Source organism: Vibrio sp. 1151_11 (genome assembly GCF_029478525.1).
GTDB lineage: Bacteria > Pseudomonadota > Gammaproteobacteria > Enterobacterales > Vibrionaceae > Vibrio > Vibrio anguillarum.
In genome coordinates this window covers 42,745-68,295 of record NZ_SHMN01000001.1, presented here as the reverse complement: position 1 = coordinate 68,295, position 25,551 = coordinate 42,745, and the positions used below count along the sequence as shown (strand labels likewise).

The following is a 25,551-nucleotide window of genomic DNA, read 5'->3' as shown; positions in this document are numbered from 1 at the left end:
AGTCCTTTATTATTTTAAATTAGACCAGTCGTCTAGTTTGAGTTTCAAAAAAACCGCTATCGAAATAGCGGGGTAAATCTTAACTAGGGCACTGGCCTTGCAAAATGTGTTCGGTGCTCGTAAGCGCTTGTGCAAGCCCTTGGTTATCTTGACGCAGTTTACTGAGCAAACTTGCGCCGAGCCAAAGGTTATAAAGCAATTCTGCGGTTTGCTGGCTGTGTTGTACGTGAATGGAGCCGTCGTCGATCCCTTGCTGGATACATTTTCCGACCGCCTCAATAATGCTATCTGCACCTTTAAGTAAAGCAATACGCATCGCATCAGACAAGTCTGAAACTTCAGCGCTTAATTTCACCACCAAGCAGCGCTGTGCGTTACATAAGCCATTGCTCTGCTCATACCAACATTGCCAATAATGCATCAAGTGTTGATAGGCGTTGCCTTCTTCTTGGTCAAAAAGGGCATTAATCCGTACTAAATAGTGCTGAAAATAGTCCGTAATCAGTGCCTCGCCAAATTGCTCTTTTGACTTAAAGTAGTGATAGAAAGAGCCTTTGGGCACATCAGCGGTTTTTAATAATTCAGACAAGCCTACGCTGGTGAAGCCTTTGGTTACGACAAGTTGGTAACCGACCTCAAGGATGTGTTGGCGAGTATCATGGGTTTTTGTATTCATGGACGGCACTATAATTTAAATTAGACCAGTCGTCTAGTTTTGTTTGTTCATATTGTATTTGTGCTACTGGCTATGGTTGCTGAATGATAGAAATGGACACTTCCTCCTTGAAGTGTCGCACTATTATTTATCTTTTAATGAGTTATTTATCTTTTAATGAGTGAGAGATGAGACTATTTTTCTGTCTTTAGCGTATCCGATGCCCAAATGAGGTTTTGCCCATTGCTGAGTTCAGCTTGAATACTCAAGGCTGGAACTATTTCCTTATCCTCTTTTTTATATGGCTGCGTAGAGAAATTGGCGGTAATTTTACTGCCATCACCAAAGGTTGTTTGTTGTACCATCCCTTGTTCATCAAGCCATTTAAAATCGACTAAAGGTTGGTTCCACACGACTCCATGGATTGGTGCAAACCCTTGCTGATAACGGCGTAATGCGTTAACTCGTGCGCTGTTAGGCGTCGCTTCATCACGGCTAAGGTGAATCATCGCTGGGGTGTTGTACAGCATGGCGATTAAATCTCGCTCCGCTTGCACGTTGGAAAACTTCACGCTGTCGTTGTGCCAGTGGTGACTGTTGATCACCTCATCATGGAACACGGTCTGATAGATAGGAATACGGTATTGCGGTGCAAATAACAGTGTTTTGTACGGCTCTTTGACTTGTGTGGGTTTAAAGAAAAAATCTGGGCTCGTTGTTGGGAACCATGCTCCAAGAAAGTAAGGCGATTGGCGGTTAGTTTTCATATCAGGATCTGTCCAGCCAAATCCTACCGTTTCTAAACCATGAGCAAAAGAGAGCCCTTGTGTCGTCAGGCTGTTACCATCTTCAGAGCCGAGAACCACATTCTGTTCATTGGCTATCCAGCGCATGCGTTGATTAAATGCCTCCAGCATCGCGCTTTCTTTCATTCCTTGGCCCTCTTGGTATGAGTAATCTTCACGGGCCATTCCGGTCCCATCTACATCAAGAAACAGGCTGTTAAAACGGCCATATTTTAAAATCGCCTCAATGCGTTGCTGCACAAAGCCTAATTGGCAGGCTGGGTTAAGGTAAAAGCCGTTGCCACGAAACCCTTTTTGTTTTTTGCCGTCGGCGTTTTCTATCGCACATTGCTTGCGCATTGCATCCGGTAGCTGCGCGGTAAGCCAACCATCGTTGATGCCTTTTGCAATGGCGGTATTGTAGGAGTCGTATACCCCAACTAAGTAGCCAGCCTGTTTTGCTTGATCAACCACTTGTGGCTGGTAAAAGGCGGGCATCCAATTATCCAAACCTAGCCAGAGGTGCTGCAAACCAGCTGAGCTGAGTGCGTCAATCATGGATGTCGATAGCCCCTGTCCCCAAGTGCTGGCATCACGTAGAAACGGTAGTTTCTGCTCTGCGAGCCATGCTTTTCGTGCCTGAGCGGCTTGATACTGGCTGGCGATCCCAGCCTCGTTATTTGAGGGCGACTCTTTGATCCAAGAGTTCAGCCCATTATTCACCTCTTCAATCAGCAAACGTTTATGATAGCGGCTTAAGAAATCTTTGCCCTTGATGAGCGGTTTGAGTTCTTTGAGTGCTTCGTTTGATGCTGTCCACTGCGGCTGCTCAAAATACCAAGCTTTCAATGCCCAGAAGTCGCTAACATCTTGCTCAGAGAGTAAGTCTCTACCAAACAGATAGACATGGCTTGCGCCGATAAGCTGTTTTATGGCTGGGTTTTGCTGCGCTTTTTGTTCGAGCGTTTGTGATAACCCATTCTCTTTTCGCCACTGACGGTAGCGTTTGGCACCATCTAGTGGTGAGTTGCCAAGGGAGATTTCCACCTCAAAAGGCTCATCTTTATTGAGCACAGTGAAAGCGTGCGTGGCTTGCATGTCCAGCTTGTTTTGCTTGGCGCTAAAATTGAGTTTGTTGTTGGTGGCGGTATTGAGTTGGTAGCTCACATACTGCTCATTGCCAGCTTCTACACTCCAAAATGGCATTTTGAGATCTTGGGTGGTATTGCTGGTAGAGCGTTCCGCTATGAGGTAGTTCACCCACTGTGGGTTATCAGTTGGAATCCGCATTCCTTCACTAAAAGGAAGAATGAGCGTTTTGCTTTGCTGCTCAGGCAGTTCAAACCACTGCACGGTTAACGGTTTAGCACGAGAGATCTTACTCTCAGCGCTCGCGGTAATCGACAGCTTCAATGTTTGTTGTAAATTGGCCTCAACCTTTAACTGGCTAGGAACAAGCAGCCAAGAGGCGTGATGTTGATTATCTTGTTGCAGTTGGCTGACTTGCTGTGGCTGGCCGTTAACGGTTAGCTGGCCTTGGTTAATGGTTAGCTGGGCATTTTGCTGCCAATCAATAGCAAAATTTTGTGGCTCTATTTGCACGGTTTGGTTTTGATTATGCAGTGTAATTGACGCCGGTTGTGATTGGCTAGCCAACGCCAAAAGTGGCGTACAAGTGATCAATAAAGAACAAAGTGGTTTATACATGGTTTGTCATTTCCAGTGTGTCTCGGTGTGTTGATTACATAAGAAATCGACAAATCAATTGTCACCCTGATGTCTTCATTGAGCCTGATTTGGCAGAGTCAAACGTTGTACATATTCCACTTTGATTGCTCCTTGATATTCGACAGTTTTGATCAGAGTACTGAGCCATTTAGCCGAGCTGGGGGATGAGCTTGGTTTATTTAATAATTGCTGAGTATTACTCATAGCTACCATATCTTGCTGCTTGATTAACTGAAATTGGTCGTCAAACCATTGCCAAGCAAGGCTTGTTGGGGGGCAGTTTGTCAATACTGTGGGGGACTCAAGTGTTAGTGGGTAGCCACCGTTGGGAGAGGCGGATTGCAACCATGTGGAGCCAAAAGGCATGGTAAGAACTAACCAATAGTGTTGTTTGTCGAGTGTCAGTCGATAAACGCCATCTTGCGGAGCAAAGAGCAGTTCTGGGCTTTCTAATTCTATATAAGGGGCTGATGACGTTACTTGGCTCTGTGAGATGATCAAGCCATTGTCAGGGCCAAGAAGTTCAACCTGGCTAGGCAGCTTCGCTCCCTCCATTGATAATTTGAACTGGTAACCTTGCTGCATCACGTTGGTTTTTTTTTGTATCGAGACTTTGATCAGCGCCGCATTTGGTACCACATCGCTTAAGAGCTGTTGGCCACATTGGGTTTGTTCAATAATGGTATTTTTGACGCTTGCCCAGTATGGCGTGGCAATGGTTTGGTTATTGAGTGCGAGGACCAACTCTTGCCAGGCAAGCTGTGGCTGATGGTTCGCTAAAGCGCGATAGGTTGATTGCAGTGGTGTGGCCATAAACCAATCATCACTCACGGCGTGGCTTGGACTAACGACGAACAGTGCAAACAGCCAAAGGTTACGCATTGGACACCTCGACTAAACGGTACCCAACGCCACGAACGGTTTCGATATTGAGTGAGGGTAACTGCTGCCTTAGCTGTAAAACATGGTTATCGACGGTTCGAGTTGAGGGAAAGGCTTGGTAGCCCCACACTTTATTGAGTAGTTCATCACGGTGAAAAACACGTCCTTGGTTTTGAACCAGCAGCAGTAATAGCTGAAACTGTTTCGGTTTTAGCATCATCAACTGCTCACCTAAGGTAACGCTGCGCTTTGAGAGATCAATGGCAATATCAGCGTAGGAAAGCAAGCTTTCTCCTAATGGTCGCAGTTGCGCTTGAATTCGCGCCAGTAATTCTTGTTGCGAAAATGGCTTGGTGACGTAGTCTTTCGCCCCCGCCATCAGACCTGCTATTTTTTGCTCAACCTCGATTTTGGCCGTCAGGATGATCACTGGCACGGCTTTGGCCATTAGCCATTGAGGCAGATGATCCAAGCTGTCTCCTTGAGCCAGTTGCCTATCTAAAATCACCAAATCGGCGCGAAACCATGCTTTTTTGACTTGTGAGAGCTGCTGTACCCACAAACAATCAAAACCTTGCTGTAGCAAGTAATCATGCAAACCTTGCCCGAGTAGGGGATCATCTTCGACCAATAACAGTGTGTTCATAATGGTAATTCCAATTGGCAGCGAGTGGGGTGGGCTTTACACGTCAGTTTACCACCCATTTTAAGCATCAAATGGCTCACAAGACGGAGCCCAATCCCCATATTGGAAGCCGTGCGAGAACGGGAAAATAGCCGTTTTAGACGAGAGGGAAACTCGCCTTCATCGCTAACGCAAAGCCGCAGTTGAGTGTCAGTCACGCTGGCCGTTATTGAGATTGTCCCTTGACCATGTTGCTTGGCATTACGGATCAAGTTATCCAAACAGATCCCAAGCCAGTAATACGGCAGTGTGAGCTCGATATCTTGTGTCAGTTCATAGCTGAGTTCGTGTTTCGCTACGCAGTGATCTAACCAATCTGAGAGATAAGCGGTTTGACATTGAAACGGCTCATTTGGGTCGCTACTCAAAAATCCTTTACTGGTCTGAGCAAGCTGAGCTAAACGTTGGTGATCGGCCAGTAAGCGGCCGAATGTATCTTGGGCTGGCTCTGGCAGAGTATCAAATTGCTGGCGAAACTGCTCAACGGTCAAGCCAAGACTGGTGATAGGGGTGCGTAGTTCATGCGTTAGCAACTGTAAAATAAAGCGTTTTTCTTTGGCTTGTTGGCGGCGTAACCAGAGCGTCCTACTCAGCGTTGCTGCGAGTAACAGCAGTAATATGACCGATAACCACAGTGAGATATTGGGTTTTTCTTGGCTAGAGATACACAGATTACTGTAGCGTAATTGGCAACTTTGAGTAGCCGCTGTGATGGCCGACAATACCAATTGCTGATCGAGCGCGACTTTTTTCCATTGCAATGCGCTCAGTACGCGAATACCGAAATCGCCACTGATCCATAGCCGTTGTTGACGGTCAATATAAGCGCGATAACCGCTGACCAAGGCATCTCGCCCTGCCGTTTCTAAATCGGTAAAAAAGGTGTACAGCGGATGATGAGGGTCAGAGAGAGTCGTGTAGGGCTGTAGCTCGGCCGTTATGTTATGAGTAGAAAAAGCTAAGTATCGCTCTGCGTAGCTCCCGCCTGCAGGATGCAGAAACGGAGCCGTCTTAAACCAACGGATGGGCAATTCATCGCCTTGGCATAAAGCGAGTTCAAACGACGCTGCTTTTTGCAATTCAGGGCGTGATGCCAAGGTTTTTGATAAACCGGGCGACAGTGCGCACTGTGAGGCTATCGCTTTGAGCTCGGTTATGGTTTGCCATGAATAACGGGAAAAATCAGGATAGGCGCTGGCGCTGAGCAGAAGATCGACAGGGTATGAGTTAATACTTTGCAATGGCAAGGCTCGCGCAGCCGATAGCGATTCGGCTTGGCGTAGAAAATGCTGCCAACGATCTTGCAGCGTTTGCTCTTGCCCGTGTGCTAGGTTTGATTGCCCTAGCACTGCGGTGAGTGTGATCAAAAGGTACAGCAGCCGTGTTCTCAACGTTAAGCACTTAGAAAAAGGTTCGCATTCACGAAATTATAGCTGTGCTAAGTCAGGATTTGTCACCTCAATGTCACTAAAGCGGAATGGTCGATCAAAACTCGGCATCCACCGTGAATGTCATCCTTTGCTTGGTATAAGGATGATCAAAGCTCAGTGACTCAGCATGTAGATGTAAACGCGCTCCTTTCGTGCCATAAAGATCGTCGCCAACGATGGGCAGGTTGAGTCCTTCCACATGAGCGCAATGCACGCGCAATTGGTGGGTTCGTCCTGTTTTGGGGTAGAGGTAGACTTTACTGAATCCATCCCGGCATTCAATTAATTGCCAGTGAGTGTCAGCGGGTTTGCCATGTTCAAAACAGACCAATTGACGCGGCCTGTCATCTAAATCGCCCCGCAGCGGTAAGCGAATGTCACCATGCGATTGCTGTAATTCACCAGCGAGTAAGGCAAGATAGCGTTTTTCAACGCCGCGAGTAATAAATTGCTTCTGCAGGCTTTTATTGGCTCGGCGGGTGAGAGCAAACACCAATAAACCTGAAGTAGACATATCGAGGCGGTGGATCACAAAAAGCCCTTCATCTGAGCTAAACATTTGTTGCAGACGAGTATAAACCGAGTCCTGAATGTTGACTCCGGGAACGGATAGAAACTCGGCAGGTTTGTTGACGACAATAATGGCTTCATCCTGATAGATGATGTCGATCTCTTTGCCTTGCGCTGGGTTATGCAATAGCGGGTTATCATCGAGCTTCAGCCCATCAAGCATGTGAGCCAAAATCGGTTGGCACTTGTTTTGACAAGCAGGATAGAATTTCTTGTGTTGACGAATTTCAGATTTTGGTGACGCTCCCCACCAGAATTCGGCGAGTGAAATCGGTGTCATCTGATGTTGAAACGCGTAGTGCAGCAATTTTGGTGCGGCGCATTCTCCAGATCCTGCTGGTGGAACAGGGTTAGCCGTAAGACGGAAAATCTCCCCCAGAGATTTTTCAGTGCCGTATTGATTGAGAAACCGATAGTGAGAAAAAAGTCGTTGCTGCAACGCATTAGAGAGATTTTTACGCTGCTCTTTTAATGCATCAATCTGTTCTTGAAATGCGTCTATTTGCGCTTGTAGTTCGTTGAGGTTGACGTCCCATTTTCGTTTTAATTGCTTGAGGAACGTTTTTTCAGCCACACTTTGTTTGGCGAGACAATCTAAGGTTTCACGCAATTGTTGGGCATCATTTGATTGTTCGGCAAGGATGCGTTGCTGTTTACGCTGTTCACGACCTTGAATCATCAGTTGGCGATGCGCTTCTAATTCATCTTGCGCCTGCTGTTGGGCCGTGGCCCATTGCCGCTGAAGTAGCGCACGCTGTGGATCGCACTCCAATTGTTCAACTTGCTGATTAATTTGATTGATTGGTACGCTGCCTTCCAAGAAAAAACCATCGTTAGTGAGCATGTCAAATATAGGCGGCACAAAATGCGGCAGCAGGTTTTGCTCAGCTAACTTTCCCGAGAATGCAGACAGGTACCCTAGCTCTCCACTTTGTTTACGCACCACTAAAACGCCAAACATTTTCCCGATAGCTTCCGGATGCTGGTTTAGCACGCCGTGATTATCGAGCCCAAAATTATGTTGCCAATTCTGCTGGTTCAGCAGGTGTTGTTGCAGCTGGCTTGCCGCTAATTCGCAAAGCGGATGCGGCTCGTAACAAAATGGGAAAGTAAAACGCTCAGGCAGAGAGTAGCCTTCAATCGGTTTTTTAAAGGCAGTAAAACAGGGCGCTGGTGTCGGCATTTTCTCTGGCTCGCAGTGGATGGTGGTGGAGAACGCAGAATTGTACTGATTTGACCTAGAAATGCCAGTTTCTGGTTGAACGTCGATGATGACACGATTAATTAATGTAACTAGCTTATTAATATCATTAATATAGCCTAGTGAATCCCAAAAAAATAAGTTAACAGTGTCGATTTAACCTGATGCTATACGTTTATTTAAAACATATAGAATGATTGGAGGATTAATTAATTTTATTTCCGAGAAAAATAATGTCAGATTTATGTTAGTTTTTTGTCATTAATTCTATTTGTAGTGATTGGTTCCTGATTCTATTTAATTTAATGAGTGTATTGTTTTTAATTTTGATGGGTAAAGGCTGAGTATTGATTATCATATAGGCAATATTATGCCCGCTCGGGCAATTTGTTGCTCGGTTGGGCAATTTTTTGCCCGCTCGGGCTGTGGGGCTTTATTCTTAAGTAAGCGTAATTGAAGGGAATGATTTTTGCTTACGTGTTTATGGATAAATGGTTAGTCAGTTAAGGAAATATAATGAGTCAGAGTATTGTAGTGGGTAATATGGAAACGGTTCATGATGGATTTCTGCCAACGTCTATCATTGTGTGTTCCGCAAGCGTCAAGTTTGGAAGTCGCGTCAATGTGGATTAATAAAACATATGCCATTTTAGCGCTCTCCTTATTTCCTTCGATGGTGTTACATGCTGAGCAAGAAACGTCTGCAGCAGAAGTGTATGAAGTAGGAAATATGTCTCCAGAAAAAGCGTTTGCTACCGGACGACTGCTTCGAGCGCAATACAAAAATATGGAATCGCGACCATACCTCCAGTACGCGGCAGACAACGACAATTCGGATGCCGCCTTTCTCTACGCGATGGAGCTTTCGAACTACAAAACGACCATTAGAACGCCTCCTGAAGCGCGTGAATATCTGCTTAAAGCCGCAGAATTAGGCAATCGTCGCGCCATGAAACATCTTTATACTGATGCCAAGTGGTTAAGAGATCGCGATGTGCAGTATTGGAAAAGCCAGTATTACGATAGTTTGATTCGTTTAGGACGAGATGAACCTGCACAAGCCACTTACGAGCTTGCCCAGTTTTACAAAGGTATGGATAACGAGATGTATAGCTACTATCTCGATAAAGCGGTCAGTTTTAATCATCCACGAGCATTGATGGATAAAGCAAAGCAAGTTCAAGCGGGTGGAGGCCTGTTTTTAATGCCTGGAGAAAGGGAGACCAAGGTGAGAGAGCTCTATCTCGCGGCTGCGAAGACAAACTATATCCCTGCGATGAGACGCTACATCGGTATTTTAGAGAGCAAAGGCCGTTTTGAAGATGCCTATCAATGGCGACTGATGGCGTTAGAGCAAGGTGATATTACCTCTTTGGCAACGGTAGTTAAGATTCTGCTCGGCGATAGCGCATCCTATCATTTTGTGACTCCCGATCGGATCAAAGCGCAAGCCTATTTAGATTTATATCTCTCTGCTGCTGGTACTGAACGTATGCAGTCGCTCTACTCAATATTGGAATTAGAGGAAGAAAGCCTTGCTGGTAAGATGAGTGAGGAAGAAAAAGCACAAGCTAATGGCATATTTGTTAACTATAAGAATAGTCTGAATTTTTATTATCATGATGTCTTTTGGGATATTAATTAGTTAAATTATACAGTATTAGAAACGGCATATTTTTTTGGGTGAAGATCATGTTTTTGTGATTTTTTATATTTAAAATGCTCCTATATGAATAGAATGTGCCGAGAATTTTAAATCCCCATGAAAATATCGATAAATCTGATGGGGTAGTTTAGGGAAGAATTTAATAGCTAATGCTAATTAATGGGATTTATTGTTTAAATGCTCATTAAAATCTACCAGATAATAAATATTAAGAGACTTGAGTTCTATTAGAACTTAAGTCCAATAGATTTAACTTTAATTTTTACAACGTTATGTAACCCTCGGCCTGAGTAAGTGGTAACTAAGTTTAGCTACGCTCTTGTCCGTAATTTTGACAATGATTGGCATAGGTATTGGAGACGTAATATGTCTAAAGAAGGAAGTGTAGCTCCTAAAGAGCGGATTAATATTAAGTATATTCCAGCAACGGGAGATGCACAGGCTGAAGTTGAGTTACCGCTAAAAACTCTGGTGGTGGGTGATTTTAAAGGCCATACCGAAGAGACCCCACTTGAAGAGAGACAGACCGTTTCAGTGGACAAGAACAACTTTGAAGCGGTTATGCGTGAAAGCGATTTGAAACTGACCACTACAGTGCGCAATAAACTGAGTGGCGATGAAAATGCTGAGCTTCCTGTTGAGCTTAGTTTCAAATCTCTTGCTGACTTCGAACCGGATTCAGTGGCAGCACAAGTTCCAGAATTAAATAAATTGGTTGAGCTACGCCAAGCTCTTGTGGCCTTAAAAGGTCCTTTGGGCAATATTCCCGCGTTTAGAGAGCGTCTACAAGAGCTACTAAATTCGGAAGAATCGCGTGAAAAACTTCTATCTGAGCTAAGCCTAGTGAGCGGCAAAGAAGAAGAGCCTCAAGCATAAGGCTTGATCAACCCAACTTTTTATTTAATCAAATTTAGGAACGAAATTGATGTCTACTACTGAAGCCGTCTTAGAGAGACAAAGTGCCACCCAAGGCAGTTTACTTGATGAAATCATGGCACAAACGCGCATTGCACCGACTGAAGAAGGGTATGATGTTGCGAAGAAAGGGGTTGCTGCGTTTATTGAGAATCTCATCGGTTCGAATCAAACGGAAGAGCCGGTTAACAAATCACTCGTTGATCAAATGCTGGTTGAGCTTGATAAGAAAATCAGTGCTCAAATGGATGAGATTTTGCACGAAGAGCGTTTCCAGCAGATGGAATCGTCATGGCGTGGTTTGAAACTGTTTATTGACCGTACCGATTTTCGTGAAAACAACAAGGTTGATTTGTTGCATGTAACGAAAGGCGAGTTGCTTGAAGACTTTGAATTTGCACCAGAAACGACGCAATCTGGTCTTTATAAGCACGTTTATTCTTCTGGTTATGGCCAATTTGGTGGTGAGCCGACTGGCGCTATCATCGGTAACTTTGCTTTCACGCCATCAACCCCTGACATGAAGCTACTGCAATACATGGGTGCACTTGGTGCGATGGCTCATGCTCCATTCATTTCTAGTGTAGGCCCTGAGTTTTTTGGTATCGATTCTTTTGAAGAGCTACCAAATATCAAGGATCTTAAGTCAACATTTGAAAGCCCTAAATACACTAAATGGCGTTCTCTACGTGAATCAGAAGATGCGCGTTACCTTGGCTTGACTGCGCCTCGTTTCTTATTGCGCGTACCTTATGATCCAACAGAAAACCCAATTAAATCATTTAATTATGTGGAAAGTGTCAGCGCTTCACACGAACACTATCTATGGGGTAACACCGCGTTTGCTTTCGCTACTCGTTTAACCGATAGCTTTGCCAAGTACCGTTGGTGTCCAAACATCATTGGCCCACAAAGTGGCGGTGCGGTTGAAGATCTGCCAGTGCATGTGTTTGAATCGATGGGTGCACTGCAAAGTAAGATCCCAACTGAAGTGTTGGTCACTGACCGTAAAGAGTTTGAATTAGCAGAAGAAGGTTTCATTGCTTTAACCATGCGTAAAGGCAGTGATAACGCCGCATTCTTCTCTGCAAACTCGATCCAAAAGCCAAAAATATTCCCGAATACCAAAGAAGGCAAAGAAGCGGAAACCAATTACAAGTTGGGTACGCAACTGCCATATATGATGATCATCAATCGCCTTGCACACTACGTCAAAGTGCTACAGCGTGAGCAAATTGGTGCTTGGAAAGAGCGTCAAGATCTTGAACGTGAGCTTAATGGCTGGATCAAACAGTACGTGGCTGACCAAGAAAATCCACCAGCAGACGTACGTAGTCGTCGTCCTCTTCGTGCTGCAAAAATCGAAGTCATGGATGTTGAAGGTGAACCAGGTTGGTATCAGGTCTCTCTCTCTGTTCGTCCTCACTTTAAGTACATGGGCGCGAACTTTGAATTGTCATTGGTTGGTCGATTAGATCAAGCATAACCATGACTTATATTGCACCTGAAGAGAGTGCATTTGGTGTCGGCTTCTTTGAACGTTTAGAAGCTGGCACCAAGCCTATGTCTTTGACTCAAGGGCCAAATGCATGGGATGTGCTCCAATCAATCAAACGCAATGTTTCCAATATTTTGAATACTCGCATGGGTGAGGCACAAAGTGCTCCAACGTTAGGTTTAGTGGATTTTAACGATGCAACGTTAGAAACCTTAGACTTATCGCTGCGGATTAAGCTTGCGATACAAAGCTGCTTAGATGTGTATGAGCCCCGTTTACGAAATATTGTGATTCGATCCGAGTCGGACGTGTTTAGCCCTTTGATGCTGCGCTTCCATATTGTGGCCGAAATAAACAGTGATGCGTTACATGAGAAAGTGCAGTTCAACCTGCTACTGGATCAAAACCGAAAGTACCGAGTGTATTAGAAAATTATGGCTCAAGATAAGTACTTCAGAGAAGAGCTTGCTTTCCTTAAAGAACAAGGAAAGCATTTCACTGAAATTCATCCTCAACTCTCTCGCTTTTTACACGGTAAAACGACGGATCCTGATGTCGAACGTTTATTGGAAGGCTTCGCCTTTCTCACCGCTCGCTTGCGCGAAAAAGTTGAAGATGAATTTCCTGAGCTAACGCACTCCATCATCAACATGCTATGGCCAAACTACTTACGTCCTGTGCCAAGCATGAGTATTGTCTCGTTCACACCGGATAAAAGTGTCAGTGATAAGCAGCAAATTGCTCGTGGCACTCAGCTCGATAGCAAGCCTGTTTTCGGCACCAAATGTCACTTTAGAACCTGTCGTGACGTGCAGATTTACCCACTGAAATGTACTGACGTCACTGCGCAACATACTAGAGAAGCGACCATCATCGAAGTGTCGCTTAATATGTTGGGTGAGATAAGCGTCGGTGATGCGCATCTTGATGATCTGCGCTTTTACTTAGGTGGTGATAAATACAGCTCACAAATGCTCTATTTATGGCTCAACCACTACCTCGATAAGATTTCTGTTGAAGTCGCGGGGGTAGAATTTACGCTGCCGCGCAATAGCTTCCAAACGGTCGGGTTTGATAGCGAGCAGTCGCTTTTGCCCTATCCTTCCAATGTGTATGAAGGTTATCGCGTTTTGCAGGAATACTTGTCGTTTCCTGAAGCATTTCATTTTGTTGACATTACCCGTCTGGCTAGCGTAGTGCCGAAATCAGTGCATGGTGCGTTCAAACTGAAAATCAGTTTTTCGAAAACCCTGCCAGCGGACGTTCGAGTGCGTCAGGATAATTTCCAGTTGTACTGCACCCCTGTCATTAATTTGTTTGAACATGATGCCGATCCGATCGATTTAACGGGCAAGCGTTCAGAGTATCGCATTATCCCCTCTAGTCGTTATCCTTCTCACTATGAAGTGTTCAGCGTTGACGGCGTGTTCGGTTGGCAAGACAAAACTCAAGCCAGTCAACGAATTCGGGGTGAAAAACGTGTCTATTCAGCATTTGAAAGTTTTCAGCATGAAGTGGAGCGGGTTCGAAATCGTGAAGCGCTCTACTACCGCACACGAGTGAGAGACAGTATCCGTGGCGATGGATTTGATAATTTCATCTCTTTCATTCGCGGAGATGAAACGCAATCGATGCATGTCGATGAAGCCATCTCGCTCAAACTCACCTGCACCAATCGCTTATTACCGCTCGAACTCGGTGTCGGTGACATTTGTGAGCCGACAGACAGCTCGCCCCCCTTTGCCACTTTCAGCAATATTACCGTGCCTTCACAATCTCTGCGCCCAGTACTGGATGGCAGTCTATTGTGGGTATTGATTTCTAACTTATCGCTGAATTATTTATCGCTGCTGTCCAAAGATGCCTTAAGCAGTGTGTTGCGAGCTTACGATTTCAGAGCCTTGGTGGATCGCCAAGCGGAGCGTGTTGCGCGTTTGCGTCTTGAAGGGATCCAAAAAATTGAGTCGCAACCCGTGGATAAAATATTGCGCGGTTTGCCAGTGCGAGGGCTGCAATCGACGATTCATATTGATCAAAACTGTTTTGGTTCAGAAGGGGAGCTTTACCTCTTTGGCACAGTGCTTAGCCACTTTTTTGCCCTCTATGCCAGCATCAATTCGTTTCATGAGCTGATCGTTATTAACGCGTCCAATCAAGAGAAGTACACATGGGGAACACAGACAGGAATGCAGCCATTGATCTAGAGATGGCTGCGGCGGCTGTGCCGGAGCCTCTACTGGGTTTACCAAGCGATGTACGAACGTACAACTTCTACCAGTTGGTGGAACTGCTGCAAAAACTTAATGCGTTTAATCCTGAATCAGAAGATTGGGAGCGGACATGCCAGTTGGTATTCAGTGCCAACCCAAGTTTAGGCTTTGCACCAGCAGACGTAACGGATTTACGTGAGTTCGCAGATGAGCGCCTGATCTTACAAACCAATTTTTTTGGATTAACTGGGGCACAGTCACCGTTGCCTGGTTTTATTTTGCAGCAATTGGTCGAAGAAGATCCCGGTGGTTTCAAGCGGCCCTTTTTAGATTTTTTCAATAACCGGTTGATTAACCTTGTGTATCGCGTATGGCGAAAGTATCGCTATTACGTCCGTTTTCAAGCGGGTGCGCAGGATCAATTTTCATCACAGCTGTTTGCTTTAGTCGGTTTGGGTGATGCGGACTTGCGCGGCGAAACACCGATAAATTGGTGCAAGATGCTGGCTTATGCGGGCACTTTGGCTGGCCGAAGTCGTTCACCGCAAGTGGTGTCTGGCATCATCGCGCACTGCTTTGATCTGCAAGAAGTCAGTATTCGCCAGTGGGTTCGACGCAAAGTCCGGATAGAGCCTTATCAGCAGTTTTGCTTAGGTAAGCAGAATGGTGAGCTTGGGATCAACAGCATGTTGGGTGAGTCAGTGATGGACTGTAACGGTAAGTTTGTTATCTGTATCAAAAACTTAACTCGAGAACGATTTGCCGATTTTTTGCCATCAGGCAAAGAACATCAACCGCTGTGTAAGTTGGTGGAGTTTATTTTACGAGAGCAGATGGCTTACGACCTTGAGCTGACCATGCACGAGAGCGAGGCTCCGGTGATGAGTTTATGCCATGACAGTGGTGTGGCTTTGGGTTGGTCATCATTTTTAGGGCGCGATTTGGCGGACAAAAGCGTGCTTATACAAGTAAGGCAATAGCGATATGCAGAATAAGCAAACGCTTTCAATGGTAGTGACGAATGTGCAACTACTGGAATCAGGATTATCCGCACAAGCGATGTTTAATGTGCAAGGCGGTGTGATTGGCTCTGCAAGTGATGCGCATTGGCAGCTTCGTGACGGTAAAGGGAAAATTCAAAATCATCACTGCGCCATCCGTGTGATTGATGGTGCGTTTTGCATTCAAGATCTGGTTGGTAATACCTATGTTAATGGTTCCCATAAGCCGTTAGGGCAAGGTGCCTCGGCTAAGTTGGAGCATAAAGATGAAGTGGCCATTGGACCTTACCAAATTCGTGTCATTTTTGGTCAAGTGGGTGAAGACGATTCTCTGATTAATGGCTCTTTGGATCAGCTGTTTGCTAAAGAGGGGCTCGATCTACTCAAAGATGGTCCATTGGATGATATCAGCCGCGACGAGGATGAACCAGAGCCGAGCTCAATGGACCCTATTGCCGCTTTAGATGATTTATTGCAAGGCATTAAACAAGAAGAGTCGTTGCTTGAAGAGACGGAAAAACCACTCGCACAAGCACAACATTCATTAGTGCCAGAATACGATAGCCAGCAGTCGCAACTGCAGTTTACGCCTCAAGCTGACAGCGAGTATGAGATGACGTCATCGATTCGATTAAAGAAAATTCTCGGTTTTGGCAAAACCTCCACCGATTTACCACCTATTCCGGCTGTTGAGCACCATGAGACTGCGCAACCACCGACTTATTTGAACATTAATAACAGCATTTACAACGTACCTGAGGGCTTAGCGATGGACGATAAAGTATTAGATCTACTTGAGGAAGAAGTGGCGAGAAGTTACCACCCTCACTCCGAGCAACACAACAGCTCGTCAAACAATGCATCACACTTATTGACCGGCCCCATGCTCACTGGGCTAGGTGTTGACGTTGGTAATAGCCACGATATGGCGAAAATGCACATGCTTTCAGAAGAGCTTGGGCAATCGTTGCAAGCGTGTGTGCAAGGTTTGCTTGAGCTTCACCAGCAAGTGAGTGAAGGGCGTTTTGGTATGATGAATCGTAACTTGCAACCGATTGAAGATAACCCACTTCGCTTGGGGCTATCATACGAAGAAACCATTCGTACTCTGTATGATGCTGATAAAAGTGTGGTGCACTTGTCTGCCCCAGCGGCGATTGCCGAAAGCCTAAAAAATGTGCGCGATCATAACGAAGCAATGCAGCACGCCACTAGCGAAGCCCTAAATCAGATTCTTAATGCCTTTTCTCCTCAAGTGCTACTGCGCCGTTTCCAACATTACAAGCGCAATAGTGATGCACAGAACCACTCTTCAGATGCTTGGGCGTGGGAGATGTATTGCCACTACTACCAAGAGCTCACTTCTAATCGCCAAAAAGGATTTGAGAAACTGTTTTGGGAAATTTTCGAGCAGTCTTACGACAAGAAAATTCGTGAAAAACAGCTGGAGCTATAACGGTGAACAAGCGGTCTTTTGTCCTGCTGATGCTACTGACGGTATTAACCGCCTGTAGCTCATCAGAAAAGTATGAGCCAGCCACACAGCCGACCAAGGTAACGTTCAGTCTCGTTAGTGATGAAGGTACTAACCCTAATATTTGGGGTGAAGCGTCGCCGATAGAGGTTCAAGTGTTTGAGCTCAAAGATGATTCGATGTTTATGTCTGCCGATTATGACCAAGTAAAGGCAGACTACAAAAAAGCGTTACGCAGCAATTTTATCGCCAATTACGATTATGTAATGACACCAGGCCAGTTTAAGTTTGTGAACGCGTTCGAGATTGATGAAGGCACGAACTACATTGGGGTCATGGCGCATTTTGCTGAACCTGAGCTGAGTGAATGGAAAAAGGCCGTCAAAGTGCTTAACAAAGGTAGGGAATACCATCTTTTGATGTATTTCAAAGACTACGATGTAAAACTGGAAAGGGTGGAATAACAAGATGTTTGCGCGTAATCGTGTCATTTGGAATGAAGGTCTATTCATTAAACCGCAGCATTTCCAGCAGCAGCAACGCTATTTTGAATATCATATTGATGAACGCATCTCATCAGTCAGTGGCTATCTTTACGGAGTATCAGAGTTATCACTTAACCCTGAATATCTCTCTTTTGGTCGTATCGCGATCGAACGTGCGGTCGGCATTATGCCTGATGGAACCGTTTTCCGTATTCCTCAGGAAGATGTGCTGCCAGATGCGCTCGAGATTGCCGATGCTTCGCTTGCAAACCAGTTGGTCTATTTAGCGGTACCACTTCGCAGTGAATCGTTAATGGAGATTAACTGGCCTGAAGAGCGTGGAACCGGGCGTTATTTAAGCAATCGTCTAGAAGTGCGTGATGTGCATACCGTGCGCGGTGACACCACGACGCTAGATGTCTCACCTGTTCGTGTGCAGTTGATGCTTGAAAAAGAAGACAGAAGCTCTTATGCCTCAATTGCGATCGCTCGTATTTTAGAAAAACGTCCTGATGGCAGTGTCGTACTCGATCCGGACTTTATTCCGTGCCATCTTAATGTTGCGAGCAATGCGGCTTTGCACCGTTTTATTAACGAAATCTCTGGGTTAATGCGCGAACGTGCCAAAAACATTGCTCAACGTATCAGCTCTCCCTCTCAAGGCGGGGTCGCGGATGTGTCTGATTTTATGCTGTTGCAAGCTCTGAATCGTCTACAACCCCAGATGCAACACTTGGCAGAGCTACGCAGTTTGCACCCGGAACGTTTATTTGAGTGCCTGTCATGCGTATGTGGAGAATTGGCTACATTTACCGATGAAAGTCGTTTACCACCGAGCATCCCGAGCTACAACCATGAAATGCCGACCCACTCTTTTGGGCCGCTGATCCGCAACTTAAGACAGAGCCTAAGTATCGTGCTTGAGCCTAGAGCGGTCTCGATTCAGTTGGATAAACGTAAGTACGGCCTGATGGTTGCCCCAATCCACGACCCTCAACTGGTTGAAAGCGCAGAATTCATCATCGCAGTGAAAGCACGCATGCCATTAGATGAACTGCGTCGTCTCTTTACTCAGCAGACCAAAGTATCGTCAGTGGAGAAAATCCGCGAGCTCATTTCACTGCAATTACCGGGTATTCCAATTACACCGTTACCAGTGGCACCAAGGCAGTTGCCTTACCACGCCGGTTATACCTATTACCAATTGGATAAAACCAGCTCAGCATGGTCGATGTTAGGTCGCTCAAGTGGTTTTGCTTTCCATGTCGCGGGTGCGTTTGAAGATCTTGACCTGCAATTCTGGGCGATTAGGAGCTGATGATGGCCATTGATAAAAAAAACACCCAATACAGCGGTCTGCTTTTTGACAGCGTCGAGCAGATCAACCACGACCAAGATTACTGGTTTCAACTGCGTGGTGATAACCCTAATGTTTTGATTGATGCTGCTACCCCTCTGTTTGGTTTGTCGCTGCGGGTACGCAGCTTGTCAGAGTGCGACAACATTGAGCAGATCTACAAACAGACGGTGGAAGAGATTAAAGCGATTGAAATCGAGCTTGCCGAGCAAGGGTTTGAGCATGCGATTTTGATGGCTTATCGCTACATTCTGTGCGCGTTTTTGGATGAAGCCGTCATGGGAACCGAGTGGGGTGCATCCAGTGTGTGGGCTGAACATTCTATGCTGTCTCGTTTCCACAGTGAGACTTGGGGCGGCGAAAAAGTGTTTACCATCTTAAGTCGCTTGGAAGGTGAACCTAAACGTTATCGCGCGTTGCTAGAGTTTATCTATCAATGCCTAGTGTTAGGTTTTGAAGGTAAATACCGTGTGATGGAAAGCGGCCACAACGAGCGTGAAAAGGTGATCAGTCGTTTACATGACACCGTCAGTTCGTTGGATGAAAACGAGCCGAAAGAACTGACCTCCGCCACGGACCATGTGGTGAAATCAAAATATAAGTTAAGCAGGCAGTTACCGGTTTGGTCAGTGCTGCTTGGTTTTGTCATTATTTGGGTCGGTGTGTTTTTAGGCTATTCCTATTTACTGCACAGCCAATCGGCAGACGTATTAAACCAATTGAACCAAATACTCTAATTATAAAAGGCTAGGTGATTGTAGTGATCCGTATTGAATTACCCACATTAATTTCAAAACTCAATGAACAGAGTAAGCTAGCCCTAGAGCAAGCCGCTTCATTATGTATTGAACGTCAGCACCCAGAAGTGACCTATGAGCATTTCCTGCATGTGCTGTTAGAGAACCCACTTTCGGATGTGCGTGTGATAGCTAAGCACGCTAACTTAGATGTGGAAACCGTAAAACAAGCCATCAGTGCCAGTTACGCTCGTGAGCAAGTGTTAGATACCTATCCAGCATTCTCGCCACTGTTGGTTGAGCTATTGCAGGAAGCTTGGTTGCTTTCTACCACTGAGCTGAATCAGAATCAGCTTCGTTCAGGTGTGGTGTTTTTAGCCGCGTTGATGCGCGCTGATCGTTACCTACCACTTAAACTAATCCGTCTTTTTGAACACATCAACAAAGAGAGCCTAAACAAAGGGTTTGATACGCTGTTGCAAGACTCTTCCGAGTCGGCGGTTGAAAAAAGCAAAGCGGGTTCTCAAGCTCCTGCTGCGCTGGATGCAGTGTCATCTTCGCCACTGCATAAATACTGCACCAATGTCACGGCGCAAGCGCGTAACGGCGAACTAGACCCTGTTCTGTGTCGTGAAAACGAACTCAACTTGATGATCGACATTTTGTGTCGTCGTCGTAAAAACAACCCTATCGTTGTGGGAGATGCTGGTGTCGGTAAAAGCGCCATGATTGAAGGACTTGCATTGCGCGTCGTTGCGGGCAATGTGCCGACACAGCTGCAAAATGTAGAGTTGTGCTCACTCGATCTCGGCTTGTTGCAAGCGGGTGCTTCAGTCAAAGGTGAATTTGAAAAACGTCTTAAAGGCGTGATTGACGCGATCAAAACCTCGCCTAAACCGATCATTTTGTTTATCGATGAAGCGCATACCTTAATTGGTTCTGGCAACCAAGAGGGTGGTAGTGATGCGGCCAACTTGCTCAAGCCGGCTCTTGCGCGAGGCGAGCTCAGTACTGTCGCAGCCACCACATGGAAAGAGTACAAAAAGTATTTTGAAAAAGATCCTGCGCTGACTCGTCGTTTCCAATTGGTGAAATTAGAAGAGCCGAGCATCAGCCAAGCAGTAGATATTCTGCGTGGCTTGAATCGTGTTTACGAAAAAGCCCATAACGTATTGATTACTGATGATGCATTGAAAGCCGCCGCCGAGCTTTCAGCGCGTTACATTTCAGGTAGACAACTGCCGGATAAAGCGATTGATGTGTTGGATACTGCTTGCGCGCGTATTGCAATTAATATCACCACACCGCCGAAGCGCTTAGCGCAACTAGAGACCGCTTGCCATCAACGTCAACTTGAAATTGATATGCTTGAGCGTGCTCAATATTTAGGTCAAGTGGTTGATTCGCATCGCTTGGATGAGCTATGTAGCCAAGAAGTGGCCGATGAAGCTGAAAAAGCGACCTTGACTCAAAGCTGGCAAGAGCAAAAAGCGATCATTGAGCGCATTATTACCCTACGCGATCAGCTCTTAGATGGCGCTGAGGAGCATGGTGAGCAGACCCAAGTTGAGCGCGATGAGTTACTTGTTCAATTGCAGGAGCAATATCGAGCTTTAGAAGTGATCCCTCATAATGATCGCCTCATGCATCCACAAGTCGATGCTCAGCAAATAGCGGAAGTGATTGCGGACTGGACGGGCGTGCCCGTTGACCAAATGAACAGCGATGAGCTGCATAAAATCACCCACCTAACGGCTATTTTAGGTGAGGCAATCAAAGGGCAAGATACTGCGATTGAGCGTGTTCACCGTAACTTATTAACGGCGCGCGCGGATTTGCGCCGTCCGGGGCGTCCAAAAGGTTCCTTCCTACTCGTGGGTCCAAGTGGCGTTGGTAAAACCGAAACGGTAGTCCAACTGGCGCAACAACTTTATGGTGGTAAACAATTTTTAACCACTATCAACATGTCGGAATATCAAGAAAAGCATACCGTTTCACGCCTGATTGGTTCGCCTCCGGGTTATGTTGGTTATGGTGAGGGTGGCATTCTTACCGAAGCGATTCGTAAAATGCCGTACTCTGTGGTGCTGTTAGACGAAGTTGAAAAAGCGCACCCAGAAGTGCTCAATATTTTCTACCAAGCCTTTGATAAAGGTGAGCTGGCCGATGGTGAAGGTCGAGTGATTGACTGCCAAAACATCGTCTTCTTCCTCACCTCGAATTTAGGTTACCAAACCATAGTCGATTACGCGCAGCAGCCTCAGTTGCTTGATGAGCAGCTTTACCCAGAACTTGCGGCTTTCTTCAAACCCGCCTTACTGGCTCGTATGGAGATTATTCCGTATCTACCGCTCAGCAAAGAAGTGCTAGAGCAGATTGTGCGTGGCAAGTTAACCCGCCTTGAGCAGCTCTTTAAACAGCGTTATGCCGCTGACGTGGTGATTGAAGATAGCTTGATCGAAGAGATCTTAAGCCGTGCAACGCGCTCTGAAAATGGGGCTCGTATGCTGGAAGCGATCATCGAAGGTCAATTACTACCACCGATTTCATTAGCTTTGTTAAATAAATTGGCTGATAAACAACCAGTGCAACGCATCTATTTAGCGGCGGAAGAGGGTGAGTTTATTGGAGAGGTTGAGTGATCATGAGTCACTGGTTAGCTTACGCAACCGAGCTTGTTGTCGCGAGAAAGCCTAGCCAATTGGCCGCATTGTTTGTAGAAACGCTGCGCCGAGAGCTAAGGCTCGATACTTGCTTGTTACTGGTTCCCAGTTCAGACGGCCGTACCTTAGTGCCACAGGATAACCCGCTGAATTTAAGCTGGTCGGTCACCGATTTTGATTGTCCGTTTGCCCATGTATTGCAATCGGCCAAATCGATGCACTTAACCGCTGATGAATTGGTTTTTTGGCAATCTAATCGCCTGTTTAGTCAACTCACTAGCCGGGTCGGCATGTTAGATAGCGTGGTTGTACACCCGTTACCGAATGGGGATACACAAGTTCAGTCTATTTTGCTGTTGATTGGTGAAACCCATACCTTGGAAGGCCTATTTGAGCAGCCAGATTTTATCAAGTATGTGGATGTGTTTTGCCATCAGTGGTCGTTGCTTAATGAGATGCAACGGGAAGAAAAAAATCGACAAAACTTATCGGAATCCTTGTCTGACGTCCAGCGAGACAACGCTCGTCGCTCATTAATTGCGAGCCTCTCTGAAACCTTAATCGGTAACAGTTTGGCGATGAAAAAATTAAGAGAGCAGATCATCAACGCCGCGCCATCACAGCTTTCAGTGATGGTGCAAGGTGAAACAGGGACAGGTAAAGAGTTGGTCGCGCAAGCGGTGCACCAACTCTCGCCCCGTAAACAAGCGCCATTTGTTGCTATTAACTGCGCGGCTATCCCTGAAAACTTATTGGAAAGTGAACTGTTCGGCTACTGCAAAGGGGCGTTTTCCGGCGCGGATAGCGATAAACAAGGGTTGATTGCGCAAGCCGATGGCGGAACCCTGTTTTTGGATGAAATCGGTGATATGCCCTTGAGCCTGCAAGCCAAATTACTGCGGGTGTTGGAATCTCGATCTTTTCGGCCGATTGGCGGTAAAAACGAACAATCTTCTGATTTTCGTTTGGTTTCAGCAACGCATGTCAATCTCCTCGAACAAGTGCGTAATAAATCGTTTCGTCAGGATCTTTATTACCGCTTATTTCAGTACCCGATCACTTTGCCACGCCTTGCGGCAAGGATGGATGACATTGAACGGCTTAGCCAACATTTTGTGCGCAGCTTTAATCAGCAGCATGCAACCAACATTCGGGGTGTGCACTATAAAGCGATCGATTGCCTAAAACGTTATGACTTTCCCGGTAACGTGCGTGAACTCAAGCACCTTATTGAATTTGGTTGTGCGCAAACACTGGATGGCACACAGGTGGAGGAGTCCTGCTTTACACAACGTTTAGCATACACTAAAGCCGATCAGCAGCCAGAGACTGAACGACATGGGCATAAGGTCGCTAAAGCTGAGCCCGGTGTCAGTCGAGTGGTGGATGATTTAAAACAAGCGGTGAATGAATTTGAGTCTCGTATTATCCGTGAGCGCCTCCAATATTTTGCTGGTGACAGGGCCAAAGCGGCCCAAAGCCTCGGTATTCCCAAGCGGACCTTGGCCTATAAATGCCAAAAATTGGAGATTAAAACACCATGAATAAACGGTTGTTTAGGCTCACAGTTTGCCTCTCTATGACGCTGTATTTCCCCATGGCGAATGCGGAAAATGACGCTATAGCACAAGCAGAGCAATGCACGACGATAACATCTCGGTTAGAGCGATTGAGCTGTTTTGACCACCTGTTTAAAACGCCTTCTGACGTGGTGATGCCTCAAGCGGCAACGCCCAATGCGCCGCTATCTTGGCAACGCGCTTTTGATAGCATCAGCCAGTATCAAGACGGGGAAGCAAGTCACTTAACCGTTGAGGGCGACGATGATAAAGGGAATGCGTGGATTACTTTGGTTGCGTTAAATCAAAATACAAAGTTTGACGATAACGCTAAACCTGTGCTGCTGATGAGCTGTATCGACAATTTGAGTCGAGTGGAATTGGCGTTTCCTAGCGCGATTGATGATCCTCGCATCCAAGTGTCGATTGCTAATATGCAGGCACAATCTTGGCGTAGTGACGATTTAGGTTTGCTCTTTTCCTCAGGCAGAGGCATGCCAGCGATTGAGATGATGAAAGCGATGGCGCGAGAAAATCGCCTTGTGCTGCGTTCAAACTCTCCTTTTGTTGATGGATTGCAGTTTGATGCGAGCGAGCTTTCGCAATCATTAACGGCACTAAAAACACGCTGTGGTTGGTAAGGAGTTCCAATGGAGTTAACCGATTATCGCCGCTGTATTACTCAGCCTATTCAAGCCGATAACCCTGTGGGTGAGCGGCTGATTGATGATCCACTGTTTGATTTTGTTGAAGATCAAATGATGAAAGTGGGGTCACTCTCCCACGCTAGCGTGCAATGGGATGAAGTCGAACACAGTACGCTCAAACTGCTCAGCGAAAAAAGTAAAGATCTCAAATTATTGATCTACCTGTTGCAGTGTCTGCATAACCAAGTCACACCGCTACGTTTCACTACGTCGCTGCAGCTGCTGAGCGATTTCATGTCCCTTTACTGGGAAGATTGCTTCCCTGCGCCAGGTAAAAGAGGCAGTTTGCCACGTCGCAAATTCTTCAGCCAGATTGTGCAGCGGTTAGCCTTAGTCATCGACAAGTTAGATTTCGCACAATTTGATGGGCCAGATCGTGATGAGTTAAACACCGCGATCGACGCGCTACAGCAAGCGACTACTCAAGCCGGACTGATGTCTGAAAGCGTTGAAAGTCTAGTGGCTAAAGTTCAAGTCCAACTGCGCCGTGCAACAGAACGTGAGCAAGCGACTCAACATGTGCAAGAGACTCCGGCGGTTGAACGTAAAACCACCACCCAGAGCGCCATCTCAGTCGACAGTTCAAGTGACAAAGCCACTAAGCAGACCTTACTAAAGGTAGCTGAGTTTTTGTCTGAACAAGAGTTCGGCATTGCCTTGGCAATACGAGTCAGGCGTTTTGCCGTGTGGTCAAGTATTACCTCATTACCTGAGCACGACGTAAGCGGTGAAACACTGTTACGGGCGATGGCGCAAGAACGAATCAAAGAGTATCACGACCAAATGCGTAGCCCAGATTTAGCCTTATGGCGCAAGGTAGAGCAGAGTTTGACCATGGCACCTTACTGGTTTGAAGGGCAGATGATGAGCTATCAAATCGCGCAAAGCTTAGGCCAAAAGGCGTGGAGTGAAGCCATTTTGAGTGAAAGCCAGCAGTTTGTGGCACGTCTACCTGCGCTGCTCGAGTTGAAATTCAAAGGAGGCGAGCCTTTTGTCAATGCGAGCGTAAAAGAGTGGCTACTCAGCCAGCAGCAAAGTAGCGCCCAAGGCCAAGTAGCAGGTGATTGGCAAGACAAACGCAAAGAGGCGTTTAGCTTAGCGAAAGAGGGAGGCATTGCGGTGGCGCTCTCTATGCTCAACGATGGTCTGGTCAGCGCCAGTGAGCCAAGGGATAAATTCTATTGGCGGTTATTATCGGCTGATTTGTTAAATAGCAATAATTTAGATGCGATGGCGAAAGAACAGTACCAAACGTTACATGCTCAGGTTAGCACCATGAGCGTTACCGATTGGGAACCCTCATTAGTTGAGCAATTAGAACAATACACAACGTCAGAGTAAAC

Annotated in this window: 20 protein-coding genes; 14 read left to right on the top strand and 6 right to left on the bottom strand. The window is 46.1% G+C overall.

Translation table 11 applies throughout. The annotated features are described in order from the left end of the window. Window positions 1-79 precede the first annotated feature (79 nt). The 6 genes from EXZ60_RS00270 to EXZ60_RS00245 all read right to left on the bottom strand — a co-directional run bounded on the left by EXZ60_RS00270 (window position 80) and on the right by EXZ60_RS00245 (window position 7,918). Window positions 80-676, bottom strand: coding sequence for a TetR/AcrR family transcriptional regulator (locus EXZ60_RS00270; RefSeq protein ID WP_038148298.1), 597 nt, complete (start codon window positions 674-676; stop codon window positions 80-82). Window positions 677-849: 173 nt separating this feature from the next. Then, complete coding sequence (locus tag EXZ60_RS00265; protein WP_277435086.1) at window positions 850-3,147, bottom strand: glycoside hydrolase; 2,298 nt, start codon at window positions 3,145-3,147, stop codon at window positions 850-852. 75 nt (window positions 3,148-3,222) lie between these two features. Beyond that, entirely contained in the window at window positions 3,223-4,050 is an 828-nt protein-coding gene (locus tag EXZ60_RS00260; RefSeq protein ID WP_064626562.1) for a DUF2861 family protein, read from the bottom strand. Next, the gene (locus EXZ60_RS00255) at window positions 4,043-4,696 is read right to left on the bottom strand and encodes a response regulator transcription factor (protein ID WP_064626563.1); all 654 of its coding nucleotides are present in this window, start codon (window positions 4,694-4,696) and stop codon (window positions 4,043-4,045) included. The genes EXZ60_RS00260 and EXZ60_RS00255 overlap by 8 nt, the downstream gene beginning before the upstream one ends. Further along, window positions 4,693-6,126, bottom strand: a complete 1,434-nt coding sequence (locus tag EXZ60_RS00250) for a DUF3404 domain-containing protein (protein ID WP_064626564.1) — start codon at window positions 6,124-6,126, stop codon at window positions 4,693-4,695. The genes EXZ60_RS00255 and EXZ60_RS00250 overlap by 4 nt, the downstream gene beginning before the upstream one ends. A gap of 94 nt (window positions 6,127-6,220) precedes the next feature. Beyond that, window positions 6,221-7,918: an RluA family pseudouridine synthase gene (locus EXZ60_RS00245; protein ID WP_277435085.1), complete on the bottom strand. Its 1,698-nt coding sequence runs from the start codon at window positions 7,916-7,918 to the stop codon at window positions 6,221-6,223. A 574-nt stretch (window positions 7,919-8,492) separates the two neighbouring features. On the opposite strand from EXZ60_RS00245, the gene EXZ60_RS00240 reads away from it, so the two are divergent. The 14 genes from EXZ60_RS00240 (at window position 8,493) to tssA (ending at window position 25,549) form a co-directional block, all read left to right on the top strand. Continuing rightward, the gene (locus tag EXZ60_RS00240; protein ID WP_277435084.1) at window positions 8,493-9,581 is read left to right on the top strand and encodes a sel1 repeat family protein; all 1,089 of its coding nucleotides are present in this window, start codon (window positions 8,493-8,495) and stop codon (window positions 9,579-9,581) included. A 387-nt stretch (window positions 9,582-9,968) separates the two neighbouring features. Beyond that, complete coding sequence (gene tssB, locus EXZ60_RS00235) at window positions 9,969-10,478, top strand: type VI secretion system contractile sheath small subunit (protein ID WP_017043584.1); 510 nt, start codon at window positions 9,969-9,971, stop codon at window positions 10,476-10,478. 49 nt (window positions 10,479-10,527) lie between these two features. Continuing rightward, window positions 10,528-12,003: a type VI secretion system contractile sheath large subunit gene (tssC, locus tag EXZ60_RS00230; protein ID WP_026027753.1), complete on the top strand. Its 1,476-nt coding sequence runs from the start codon at window positions 10,528-10,530 to the stop codon at window positions 12,001-12,003. 2 nt (window positions 12,004-12,005) lie between these two features. Beyond that, window positions 12,006-12,443, top strand: coding sequence for a type VI secretion system baseplate subunit TssE (tssE, locus tag EXZ60_RS00225; protein WP_013868295.1), 438 nt, complete (start codon window positions 12,006-12,008; stop codon window positions 12,441-12,443). A 6-nt stretch (window positions 12,444-12,449) separates the two neighbouring features. Beyond that, on the top strand, window positions 12,450-14,219 hold the full coding sequence (gene tssF / locus EXZ60_RS00220; protein ID WP_013868296.1) for a type VI secretion system baseplate subunit TssF: 1,770 nt from the start codon (window positions 12,450-12,452) through the stop codon (window positions 14,217-14,219). Beyond that, complete coding sequence (gene tssG / locus EXZ60_RS00215) at window positions 14,183-15,205, top strand: type VI secretion system baseplate subunit TssG (RefSeq protein ID WP_026028436.1); 1,023 nt, start codon at window positions 14,183-14,185, stop codon at window positions 15,203-15,205. The genes tssF and tssG overlap by 37 nt, the downstream gene beginning before the upstream one ends. 4 nt (window positions 15,206-15,209) lie before the next feature. After that, window positions 15,210-16,682, top strand: a complete 1,473-nt coding sequence (tagH, locus tag EXZ60_RS00210) for a type VI secretion system-associated FHA domain protein TagH (RefSeq protein WP_277435083.1) — start codon at window positions 15,210-15,212, stop codon at window positions 16,680-16,682. A gap of 2 nt (window positions 16,683-16,684) precedes the next feature. Further along, complete coding sequence (gene tssJ / locus EXZ60_RS00205) at window positions 16,685-17,164, top strand: type VI secretion system lipoprotein TssJ (protein WP_013868298.1); 480 nt, start codon at window positions 16,685-16,687, stop codon at window positions 17,162-17,164. Window positions 17,165-17,168: 4 nt separating this feature from the next. Then, window positions 17,169-18,503: a type VI secretion system baseplate subunit TssK gene (tssK, locus tag EXZ60_RS00200; protein ID WP_017044997.1), complete on the top strand. Its 1,335-nt coding sequence runs from the start codon at window positions 17,169-17,171 to the stop codon at window positions 18,501-18,503. Window positions 18,504-18,505: 2 nt separating this feature from the next. Beyond that, window positions 18,506-19,279 carry a type IVB secretion system protein IcmH/DotU gene (gene icmH, locus EXZ60_RS00195; RefSeq protein WP_026027751.1) on the top strand — a complete coding sequence of 258 codons (774 nt, stop codon included), beginning with the start codon at window positions 18,506-18,508 and terminating at the stop codon, window positions 19,277-19,279. 23 nt (window positions 19,280-19,302) lie between these two features. Beyond that, the gene (tssH, locus tag EXZ60_RS00190; RefSeq protein WP_170899006.1) at window positions 19,303-21,921 is read left to right on the top strand and encodes a type VI secretion system ATPase TssH; all 2,619 of its coding nucleotides are present in this window, start codon (window positions 19,303-19,305) and stop codon (window positions 21,919-21,921) included. Between the two features lie 2 nt (window positions 21,922-21,923). Continuing rightward, entirely contained in the window at window positions 21,924-23,486 is a 1,563-nt protein-coding gene (locus EXZ60_RS00185) for a sigma 54-interacting transcriptional regulator (protein ID WP_277435082.1), read from the top strand. Beyond that, the gene (vasI, locus tag EXZ60_RS00180; RefSeq protein WP_013868303.1) at window positions 23,483-24,142 is read left to right on the top strand and encodes a type VI secretion system-associated protein VasI; all 660 of its coding nucleotides are present in this window, start codon (window positions 23,483-23,485) and stop codon (window positions 24,140-24,142) included. Before EXZ60_RS00185 ends, vasI begins: the two co-directional genes overlap by 4 nt. Window positions 24,143-24,151: 9 nt before the next feature. Continuing rightward, window positions 24,152-25,549, top strand: coding sequence for a type VI secretion system protein TssA (gene tssA / locus EXZ60_RS00175; RefSeq protein ID WP_019281678.1), 1,398 nt, complete (start codon window positions 24,152-24,154; stop codon window positions 25,547-25,549). Window positions 25,550-25,551 lie beyond the last annotated feature (2 nt).

Excerpts from the sequence above, each read along its gene's own strand:
- EXZ60_RS00270 (WP_038148298.1), bottom strand. The coding sequence starts at position 676 with ATGAATACAAAAACCCATGATACTCGCCAACACATCCTTGAGGTCGGT.
- EXZ60_RS00185 (WP_277435082.1), top strand. The coding sequence starts at position 21,924 with ATGAGTCACTGGTTAGCTTACGCAACCGAGCTTGTTGTCGCGAGAAAG.
- EXZ60_RS00255 (WP_064626563.1), bottom strand. The coding sequence starts at position 4,696 with ATGAACACACTGTTATTGGTCGAAGATGATCCCCTACTCGGGCAAGGT.
- tssA (WP_019281678.1), top strand. The coding sequence starts at position 24,152 with ATGGAGTTAACCGATTATCGCCGCTGTATTACTCAGCCTATTCAAGCC.
- tssF (WP_013868296.1), top strand. The coding sequence starts at position 12,450 with ATGGCTCAAGATAAGTACTTCAGAGAAGAGCTTGCTTTCCTTAAAGAA.
- EXZ60_RS00245 (WP_277435085.1), bottom strand. The coding sequence starts at position 7,918 with ATGCCGACACCAGCGCCCTGTTTTACTGCCTTTAAAAAACCGATTGAA.
- tagH (WP_277435083.1), top strand. The coding sequence starts at position 15,210 with ATGCAGAATAAGCAAACGCTTTCAATGGTAGTGACGAATGTGCAACTA.
- vasI (WP_013868303.1), top strand. The coding sequence starts at position 23,483 with ATGAATAAACGGTTGTTTAGGCTCACAGTTTGCCTCTCTATGACGCTG.
- tssB (WP_017043584.1), top strand. The coding sequence starts at position 9,969 with ATGTCTAAAGAAGGAAGTGTAGCTCCTAAAGAGCGGATTAATATTAAG.
- EXZ60_RS00240 (WP_277435084.1), top strand. The coding sequence starts at position 8,493 with ATGATGGATTTCTGCCAACGTCTATCATTGTGTGTTCCGCAAGCGTCA.
- tssK (WP_017044997.1), top strand. The coding sequence starts at position 17,169 with ATGTTTGCGCGTAATCGTGTCATTTGGAATGAAGGTCTATTCATTAAA.
- tssG (WP_026028436.1), top strand. The coding sequence starts at position 14,183 with ATGGGGAACACAGACAGGAATGCAGCCATTGATCTAGAGATGGCTGCG.
- EXZ60_RS00265 (WP_277435086.1), bottom strand. The coding sequence starts at position 3,147 with ATGTATAAACCACTTTGTTCTTTATTGATCACTTGTACGCCACTTTTG.
- tssC (WP_026027753.1), top strand. The coding sequence starts at position 10,528 with ATGTCTACTACTGAAGCCGTCTTAGAGAGACAAAGTGCCACCCAAGGC.
- EXZ60_RS00260 (WP_064626562.1), bottom strand. The coding sequence starts at position 4,050 with ATGCGTAACCTTTGGCTGTTTGCACTGTTCGTCGTTAGTCCAAGCCAC.
- tssE (WP_013868295.1), top strand. The coding sequence starts at position 12,006 with ATGACTTATATTGCACCTGAAGAGAGTGCATTTGGTGTCGGCTTCTTT.
- icmH (WP_026027751.1), top strand. The coding sequence starts at position 18,506 with ATGGCCATTGATAAAAAAAACACCCAATACAGCGGTCTGCTTTTTGAC.